The 9,539-nt window shown below is 67.7% G+C and carries 7 protein-coding genes; 3 read left to right on the top strand and 4 right to left on the bottom strand.

Features of this window, described 5'->3' with window-relative positions:
- On the bottom strand, positions 1-110 hold a 110-nt coding region (locus ACWDAG_RS46240; RefSeq protein WP_450701604.1), incomplete at its 3' end, for an ABC transporter permease.
- 6 nt (positions 111-116) lie between these two features.
- Positions 117-617, bottom strand: coding sequence for a hypothetical protein (locus ACWDAG_RS46235; protein WP_450701601.1), 501 nt, complete (start codon positions 615-617; stop codon positions 117-119).
- A gap of 7 nt (positions 618-624) precedes the next feature.
- On the opposite strand from ACWDAG_RS46235, the gene ACWDAG_RS46230 reads away from it, so the two are divergent.
- The gene (locus ACWDAG_RS46230) at positions 625-2,055 is read left to right on the top strand and encodes a M1 family metallopeptidase (RefSeq protein ID WP_450701603.1); all 1,431 of its coding nucleotides are present in this window, start codon (positions 625-627) and stop codon (positions 2,053-2,055) included.
- Between the two features lie 42 nt (positions 2,056-2,097).
- Here ACWDAG_RS46230 and ACWDAG_RS46225 read toward each other — a convergent pair whose 3' ends face one another.
- Both ACWDAG_RS46225 and ACWDAG_RS46220 read right to left on the bottom strand, forming a co-directional pair.
- A complete protein-coding gene (locus ACWDAG_RS46225; RefSeq protein ID WP_450701602.1) occupies positions 2,098-3,645 on the bottom strand; it encodes a M4 family metallopeptidase in 1,548 nt (515 codons plus the stop codon).
- Positions 3,646-4,023: 378 nt separating this feature from the next.
- Positions 4,024-4,635 (bottom strand): FG-GAP repeat domain-containing protein, encoded by a 612-nt coding sequence (locus tag ACWDAG_RS46220; RefSeq protein ID WP_450701600.1) that lies wholly within the window; start codon positions 4,633-4,635, stop codon positions 4,024-4,026.
- Positions 4,636-4,691: 56 nt separating this feature from the next.
- On the opposite strand from ACWDAG_RS46220, the gene ACWDAG_RS46215 reads away from it, so the two are divergent.
- Both ACWDAG_RS46215 and ACWDAG_RS46210 read left to right on the top strand, forming a co-directional pair.
- A complete protein-coding gene (locus ACWDAG_RS46215) occupies positions 4,692-9,110 on the top strand; it encodes a polymorphic toxin-type HINT domain-containing protein (protein WP_450701599.1) in 4,419 nt (1,472 codons plus the stop codon).
- Positions 9,107-9,373 carry a hypothetical protein gene (locus ACWDAG_RS46210; RefSeq protein ID WP_450701598.1) on the top strand — a complete coding sequence of 89 codons (267 nt, stop codon included), beginning with the start codon at positions 9,107-9,109 and terminating at the stop codon, positions 9,371-9,373. The genes ACWDAG_RS46215 and ACWDAG_RS46210 overlap by 4 nt, the downstream gene beginning before the upstream one ends.
- Positions 9,374-9,539 lie beyond the last annotated feature (166 nt).

Genomic DNA, 9,539 nt, shown 5'->3' with positions numbered 1-9,539 from the left:
GTCATGGCGCCGGGCAGGCTGATGACGCCGACCGTCTTGGTGGAGTCGAGGGCCGGGATGAGGGCCGTTCGCACGATGGTGCGCTGGTGCGGGGCCCCCAGGACGGTCACGCCACGTCACGGCAACCGGGGAAACCGGGCCTGCAGCGTCCAGATCGCCGGATTCTCACCCAGCGACTCATGAAGGTCGACCAGATCGGCAATCAGATCGTGCAGAAAGTCCCGCGCCTCCCGCCGCAGCTCAGCGTGGGAGAAAGTGAGCGGCGGCTCCTCCGCCGGCATCCAGTCGGCCTCCACGTCCACCCACCCGAAGCGCCGCTCGAAGAGCATGCGGTCGGTCGACTCGGTGAAGTCGAGTTCGGCGCGCTGGGGCCGGGAGGCGCGGGAGCCCGCGGGATCCCGGTCGATGCGCTCCACGATGTCGCACAGCGCCCACGCGAAGTCGAGCACCGGCACCCATCCCCAGGCTGTGGACAGTTCCCGGTCCGCCTTGGTGTCGGCGAGGTAGACGTCGCCGCAGAACAGGTCGTGCCGCAGGGCATGGACGTCCGCGCGGCGGTAGTCCGTCTGCGGGGGGTCGGGGAAACGGTTGGAAAGGGCATAGCCGATGTCGAGCACGTACGAGATGGTGTCACGCCGCCATAGGATCACGGGCGTGCCCAGACCCGTACCCGTCGCAGCCACGGCCCTCCGCGCCCCTGCAGTTCTCCTGGCCCTCGCCCTGACCGCGTGCAGCGGCGGTGTCAACGGCACGCCGGGCGGCTCCGGCCTGCACGACCCGTACTTCCCGAAGGCGGGCAACGGCGGATACGACGTCGGCCACTACGACCTGAAGCTCGCCTACGACCCCGGCGGGCACCGCCTCACCGGCACGGCCACCATCACCGCCCGCGCCACCCAGGACCTCTCCGCCTTCGACCTCGATCTCAAGGGGCTGAACGTCGACGAGGTCACCGTGGAGGGCCGGCGCGCCCGCTGGAACCGTACCGGGCAGGAGCTCACCGTCCGCCCGCACGACGACCTTCGCGACAAGGAGACCTTCCGCGTCACCGTCCGCTACTCCGGCAGCCCGGTCACCGTCACCGACCCCGACAAGTCCGAGGAGGGCTGGCTGCGCACCGCCGACGGCGCGCTCGCGCTCGGCGAACCCACCGGCTCCATGGCATGGTTCCCCGGCAACGACCACCCCTCCGACAAGGCGTCGTACGACATCGCCGTCACCGTGCCGAAGGGCCTGCAGGCCGTGTCCAACGGGGAGCCGACGGGCGAGACGAGCGGCGCGGGCCGTACGACCTTCACCTGGCACACCGCCGAGCCCATGGCGACCTACCTCGCCACCCTCGCCATCGGCCACTACGACATCAGCCGCTACACCGTCGGCAGCAAGCACCTGCCCGTGTACGTCGCCGTCGACCCGACCCAGGCGAAGGCGAGCCGGAAGGTGCTCGCGCAGCTCCCCGAGATCATCGAGTGGGAGGAGTACAACTTCGGGCCGTACCCCTTCTCCTCCACCGGAGCGATCGTCGACCGTCCGGACGACGCCGGGTACGCCCTGGAGACCCAGAACCGGCCCGTCTTCCCCGGCGCCCCCGACACCGGAACCCTCGTCCATGAGCTGGCCCACCAGTGGTACGGCGACTCCGTCACACCGAAGAGCTGGCGGGACATGTGGCTGAACGAGGGCTTCGCGACGTACGCGGAGTGGCTGTGGGACGAGGACCACGGCGGAGACACCTGCCAGGAGACCTTCGAATCCCGCTACGAGGACGGCGACAAGGACATCTGGGCCTACCCGCCGGCGAAGCCGAGCAGCGCGGCGCACATCTCCGACCCCCTCGTCTACGAGCGCGGCGCGATGGTCCTGCACAAGATCCGGCAGACCGTCGGCGACGACACCTTCTACGACATCATCCAGGGCTGGGCCGCCGCCCACCGCCACGGAAACGCGGACACCGACGACTTCACGGCGTACGTCGAGAAGAAGGCACCGGACAAGGACTTCAAGGAGATCTGGAAGGACTGGCTGTACGGGGAGGGAAAGCCGGACCACCTGTAACGCAACGGGCGGTCCGGCAGATCAAGCCCCGGCGTGCGGACGTCAGTTGACGTTGACGGCCTTCCAGGCCGCGGCCACCGCGTTGTACTCCGCGCTGCCCGAGCCGTACAGGTCGCTCGCCGCCTGGAGGGTGGCGGTGCGGGCGCCCGCGTAGTCGGTCGAGGAGGTGAAGTACGTGGTCAGGGCCTTGTACCAGATCTGGTCGGCCTTGGCGCGGCCGATGCCGGTGACCGTCGAGCCGTCGTATGTCGGGGAGTTGTAGGAGACCCCGTTGATGGTCTTCGCGCCGCTGCCCTCGCTCAGCAGGTAGAAGAAGTGGTTCGCGACGCCCGAGGAGTTGTGGACGTCGAGGCGGCCGACGTTGCGCGACCAGTAGTCGGCCGAGCTGCCGTCCTTGCTGGGCTTGTCCATGTAGCGCAGCGGGCTGCCGTTGCCGTTGATGTCGATCTTCTCGCCGATGAGGTAGTCACCGGGGTCGGAGGAGTTGTTCGCGAAGAACTCCACCGAGGTGCCGAAGATGTCGGAGGTGGCCTCGTTGAGCCCGCCCGACTCCCGGCTGTACTTGAGGCCGGCCGTGGCCGCGGTCAGCCCGTGGCTCATCTCGTGGCCGGCCACGTCGAGCGAGGTCAGCGGGTGGGTGTTGCCCGAGCCGTCGCCGTACGTCATGCAGAAGCAGCTGTCGTTCCAGAACGCGTTGACGTACGCGTTGCCGTAGTGGACCCGGGAGTAGGCGGCCTTGCCGTCGCCCGCGATGCCGTTGCGGTTGAAGGCCGACTTGTAGAAGTCCCAGGTGACGGCGGCGCCGTACGCGGCGTCGACGGCGGCGGTCTGGCGGTTGGCCGGGGTGCCGTCGCCCCAGGTGTCGTCCGCGTCGTGGAAGAGGGTGCCGGTGCCGGACGTGCCGCCGTTCAGGTCGTACGTCTTGTGCCCACCGCGGCCGCCGTCGATCAGGTCGTAGCCGCCGGAGGCGGAGGCCGTGGTGCCGAGGGTGACCGTGCCGCTGTACTCGCTGGTGCCCGTGCCGGTGTCGACGGCCTGGTACTCGTAGATCTTCTTGCCGGTGGTGGCGTCCGTGATGACGTGCAGCTCGCTCGGGGTGCCGTCGTGCTGCAGGCCCTTGACGACGGACTCGTAGGCGAGGACGGGCTTGGCCCCGGCAGCCCAGACGACCTTGCGGGCGGTGGCCGTCGAGGCCTTGGTCCCGGCGAGGGCGGACTTCTTCGCGGCGGCGGCCGATATGGAGGCGTCCGTCGACGCCACGGATATCCGCGCCTTGGTCGCCTTCGAGACACCCTTCAGCGCGCCGCTCTTCGCCACGTGGGTGACCAGGTCGCCGCCGAGGACGGGCAGACCGGCGTAGGTGCGCTGGTAGCGGGTGTGGACGGTGCCGTCGGCGTCCTTGACGACGTCCTGGACGACGAGCTTCTCCTGCGCGCCGAGCCCGAGTTCCCGGGCGGTCGAACCGGCCGCCTCCTGGGCGGACTTGATGGCGACGGCGCGGGCCGAGGCGCTGAGGGGGAGGGCGGTGGCGCCGCTGTTGTGGCTAGGGGCCGCGGTGGCGGCGCCGTTCTGCAGGGCGAGCACGACCATCGCGGCGGAGCCGATCAGGGCGCCGGTGCGAAGGGCGGTCTTGCGGGTGCTGCGGGTGCTGCGGGTGCCGTGGGAACGCTGTCTCACTCGATCTCCTTCGGGCCGGCCTCATGGTGGAGGCACAGAGATGGCACAGGTGGGGCACAGAGTTGCGGCGGGCGAGGAGAGGGTGACACCCGAACCGGCCTGTTTGACAGGCCGCCGTCAAGACTTTACGTGTTTGTATCCGAAAGCCGTTGCTGGGGATCCGCTATGCGGACGGGTGGGGTCGGGTCAACTCCCTGTTTTGTAAGCGCAGTTGGCGCGCGATCCGTCACACCCGGCACCGCGGTCCGGCTTCCTCTCGGGAGGAGAAGAAGCCGGACCCGGTCCCTCGGCCTACGCGATGTTGGTGATGGTCTTCCAGAGCGTGGCGACGCTTGCGAGGTGGTGGGTGCCGAGCCGATAGCCGTTGGCGTCGGGGGCGGTGCCCATGTTGGCCCACAGTTCCTTGTCGCCGGTGACCGTGTAGAGGTCGGCGATGCCGTCTCCGTCCGCATCGCCGGGCGAGGTCATGAGCGGACGGTCGGCCGTGGTGAAGGCGCCGTTGGTGATGGCGGTGCGGGTGCCGAGGGCGTCGGTGGCGAAGGGGTAGTCGTAGATGACGCCGGTGGTCTTGTTCCGGGCCCAGAGGTTGGGGTGGCCGTCGTGATCGGTGTCGCCGGGCGAGGTGATGGTGTAGCCGTTCCAGGCGGAGGTGCCGATCTCGTGGGCTTCGGTGAACATGCCGGTGGTGGTGGCGCCGAGGAAGAGCCAGAGGTGGTCGTTCTCGACGGTGACCAGGTCGGGGTGGCCGTCGCCGTTCACGTCGCCGGGGGCGGTGATCTGGCTGACTGCCGACCAGTCGGTGGCGTAGGCGGAGCAGGTTCCCTTGGTGCAGGCCGGCCTGGCGACTGCGATGCGGTGGTTTTGGGTGAAGTAGCGGCTGGACGTCGGCGGCCACGGCCACACACGTCCGCGGCGGCAAACTGCCCGACCTGACAGCACGCTTCACCGACACCGACCGGGTGGACAGCCGCGCTCTGAAGGCCGACGGCACCTGGCGCACCTCGGAAACCACCACCGCGTTCGACAGCACCTCCGGCCTGCCCACCCAGGTGGACGACAAGGGCGAGGTCGGCATCGACGGCAAGCCCGTCGCCAACACCACCACACCGGAGAACTGCACCACCACCGCCTACGCCTCCGACGCTTCCCGGAGCATGTACGCCTTCCCGGCCGAGGTGATCACGGAGGCGGGCGGATGCGTCACCAAGGCGGACGCTCACACTCTGTCGGACACCCGCACCTGGTACGACAAGTCCACGACCCTGGGCAGCCTGCCGGCCAGCGGTCCGGGAGACGCCACCAGCACCCAGAAGGCCAAGCTCGTCGACGACCAGGGCAACCTCACCTGGGCCAAGGCCGCCGGCACGGAGTTCGACACCTACGGTCGCGTCACCAAGAGCACCGACCCGATGGGCCGTTGGACGACGACCGCCTACACGGACAACAGCAGCACCAAGGCCACCAAGGCCAAGTACTTGCCGGTCACCACCGTGTCGACGAACATCAAGGGCTGGTCGACGACCACGACCGTCGACCCGGGCCGCCAGCTCCCGCTGACCGTCACCGACCCCAACAAACGGTTGACCACCGAGACGTACGACGGCCTCGGACGCCTCACCGCCGTCTGGCTCCCGAACCACACCAAGGCCGCCAACGCCTCCACGCCAAGCACCAAGTTCACGTACTCCGTGACGCAGTCCGCTCCGAGTTATGTGGAGACGCAGCAGTACACCGACGGCGGCGACTACACGGCCAAGTACGAGATCTACGACGGCATGCTGCAGCTGCGGCAGACGCAGTCCACGCCACTCAACGATGCCGTCGGCCGCTTGATCACCGATACCGACTACGACTCCCACGGCTGGACGACTGCGGCCAACGCCGCCTACTTCAACGATGACACGCCACGCCCCACGGGCACTTTGGTCACCCCCGTGGATGCTCAGGTCCCCTCCACCGCCCGGACCACCTACGACGGCCAGGGCCGCCCCACAGCCACCGTCCTGTACTCACTGGGCCACCCGCAGTGGCAGACCACCACCGCCTACCCCGGCGCCGACGAGACCGATGTCACTCCGCCGGCCGGTGCCACCCCCACGGCGACCATCACCGACGCCCGCGGCAAGACCACCGAACTGCGCCAGTTCCACGGCACCAAGCCCACCGGCACCTACGACAAGACGGTTTACGCCTACGATGCGGCGGGAGAGACGCTGCGGACCGTCGGCCCGCTCGCCGCGGACGCCTCGACCGATGACGCCGCCGCCAAGAAGGTCACCTGGACCAGCGCCTACGACCTGCTCGGACACGTCACGGTCGGCACCGACCCCGACACCGGTACCAGTCACACGAGTTACGACGACGACGGCGAAGCGTTGGAGACGCACACGGACGGCCTCGACGAGACCGGCCACCTCTTCACCGACTACGACAACCTGGGCCGCGTCAGCGACACCTGGGGCTGGGACGCCAAGACGTCGCAGAAGGTGAAACTCAGCCACCACGACTACTACGACGCCGCCACCGACACAGCCCTGGGCCTGCCGAAGTCGAGCACCGTCTACGAGAACGGCAAGACCGTCTACACCAGCACGGTCACCGGCTACACCACGACCTACCAGCCCTCCGGGACCAGCATCAGCATCCCGTCCGGCGCCTACGGCAACACCAGCGCCGTCACCTACAGCACGACCGACAAGTACACGTCCGTCCAGGACCTGCCCTACACCGTCCAGATCGCCACCACTGGCACCGGAGGCCTGATCGGGGACGAGACGGTCGGCCACTCCTACAACGACATCGGCTTGCCTGTCTCCAACGGCGGCACGGACACGTACACCTCGTACATCGACTACAGCCCGCTCGGTCAGACGCTCCGCACCACCATGGGCGTGATGCCCCGCCAGGTGGTCACCACCGACGCCTGGGAACAGGCGACCGGCCGGCTCCTGACCCACACGGTGAACAAGGAGGACGGGACCAGCGCCGTCGACCAGGTCGACTACACCTACAACCAGGCCGGTCAGATCACCTCGGCCAACGACGTCCAGGACGCGGGCGGAACCGCACACACCGACACCCAGTGCTACCGCTACGACTACCTCAACCGTCTCACCGACGCCTGGACCGACACCGGTGGCACGCACACCGAGGACTCGCCCAGCATCAACGGCATCGGCGGATGCACGAACACCACGCCCGACGCAGGCCATCTCGGCGGCCCCGCCCCGTACTGGCAGAGCTACGGCTATGACCTCACCGGCAACCGCACCACCAAGACCGACCACGACGTCACGGGTGACGCGACCAAGGACGTCACCACCGACGAACACTTCGACCTCGCCGGCCACACCCACGCCGTCCACACCGTCAGCACGGCCGACACCACCCAGACGTACAGGTACGACCAGGCAGGCAACCCCACTGCTCTGACCACCACAGCAGGCGGGAACGACCAGCCGGACCAGACCCAGGCCTACACCTGGAACTCCCTCGGCAAACTCGCCACCCTGAGCGTCGGCCCGGCCGCGTCACCGAAGCACACGGCCGGCTATCACTACGACGACGCCGGCAACCTGATCGCCCGCACCGACGACGGCAAGACCACCCTCTACCTCGGCAGCGACCAGCTCACCCTCACCGGCGGCGCGGTCACCGGCGCCACCCGCTACTACTCCCTGGCTGGAGCACCCACTGCGGTCCGCACCGCAACCGCCGGTACCAGCGGCACCAAGCTGAGCTACCAGACCGCAGACCCGAACGGCACCGCCACCGACGACATCACCGCCGACACCCTCACCGTCACCCGTCGCTCCGTAACCCCCTTCGGTGAACCCCGTGGTCAGGCCCCCGCCAAGTGGCCCGGCGACCACGGCTTCGTCGGCGGCACGATCGATACGACCACCGGCCTGACCAACATCGGGGCCCGCGAGTACAACCCGGCCCTCGGCCGCTTCCTCAGCCCCGACGCCCTGCTCAACGGCGCCGACCCGCAGTCCTTCAACGGCTACGCCTACGCCGACAACAACCCCGTCACCGGCAGCGACCCGACAGGCCTGTTCTGCGACGGATGCAGCGCCGACGGGGACAACTCGGGCTGGGGGCCGGGCCACGGGCCGGGATGCACCACCGAGGGCTGCTACGAGAAGCGCGACGGCAAGTTCGTTGCCGTCTCCGGTCCCGCTGCCGGCTACCACCCGACCAGGAGCGGCCGTACCTATCCCCGCACCATCGCGCACAGGACCGTCCCCACCCGCCGGGAGTTCGCAGCACGCGGAGCGTCCGGCAGTTACAGGCACGAACTGCATCAGTGGGCGACAGGGATCTGCATGGAGGAGCCGAACAGCGCCTTCTGCGTGGAAGCCGGGGACCTGGGCCTCCTCGACAGCGAGCACCCGGTTGCCGACAAGATTGTCGGGGGCGTGGTCGGCGGTCTCACCTGCCTCGCTATGGCCGAGGTCTGCGGACAGCTCGCCCTCAGCGCGGCCAGTGGTGAAGTCGAGGTGGCGGCCGGTGGATCCATGGCCATCGGCCCTAGCGTCGGCATGGCGGCCAAGCTGTTGTTCGGGGAAGGGGGAGGGGAAGCCGCCGCTGCCGGATGCAAGCTCAGCTTCACTCCCGACACCCCTGTGCTCATGGAGCACGGTGAGACCAAGGCCATCGGCAAGATCAAACCCGGCGACAAGGTCGAAGCAGCCGACCCCAAGACCGGCAAACACCGAGGGCCCCGGGCCGTCACGGCCACTCACATCAACCACGACTACGACCTGATCGACCTTCGGGTCCGACTTGGCGACGGCACTGATGCCGTCCTCCACACGACTTCCAAGCACCCGTTCTGGGATGACACCGTCCACGCCTGGGTTCCTGCGGGCCACCTGGCACCGGGCCATGCCCTCAGCAGCGCTACTGGCCAGCACCTGCACGTCGTCGCGGTGATCGATCGTCCCGGCGATCGGGATATGTACAACCTCACGGTGGAACAGCTGCACACGTACTATGTGCTGGCGGGTAAAACCCCAGTCTTGGTTCATAATTCCGGTGGTCCTGCATGTGGGTTTCCGAACGTTGCCGATGGTGATTACCTCTGGCATGAGATAAGAACTCCACACGGGATAGTTGGAATGGGTGGCAATGTGGAAGTGAATGGTACGCATGTGACCATTTCTAACGTTGCTGTTTATGGAGAGGACGGTCTTGAGCGTGGAAGTCTTGGTGTTGGGCCAGTCCTTTCGGAGCTTCGAGGCAACATAGCTCCGTCTCTGGCAAGGCAGGGGTACGAATCGCTTAGGATCGAGGGGGAGAGATTGAGTGGACCTGTCGGGCACAGGGTTGACTTCACCATCGACCTGACCAAGTATTCTGGAGGATCCAGGTGATCGGACAGGCGCAGTACGAGGCGACGCTGCAGAGCCTTCGACCCAAACTGAGAGAGGGCATGGGAGTCGAATCCGTGCTCGACTACCTCAAAGAGCAGGGTTTCTCGCAAATCGCTTGCATTCGTGCAGTGGGTGATCTGGGAATTTGCTCGGCCGGCGAAGCTAAGCGATTGGTTCATTACAGCCGGGCATGGTCATCGACACGGGAGCAGAATGAAGCCCTGCACGAGGGGCTTGCGGAGGATCTCGGAGAGGAGATCTGAGGGCAGTAGGTGACGCTCGAAGCCTCGTCACACCCGTCGCTCGAGATCGGCCCGCATGGCCGCCCGCGCCGCCCAGACGGCCCGGCCGTGCTTGAGTCGTTGCTCCTGGAATTAGGGGAGTCGAGGGCCGGGTTGCCAGCGGCGAAGATCTCCTGCAGCTCCCGCA

Source organism: Streptomyces sp. NPDC001157, assembly GCF_053598255.1.
This window is presented reverse-complemented; position numbering and strand designations above follow the sequence as displayed.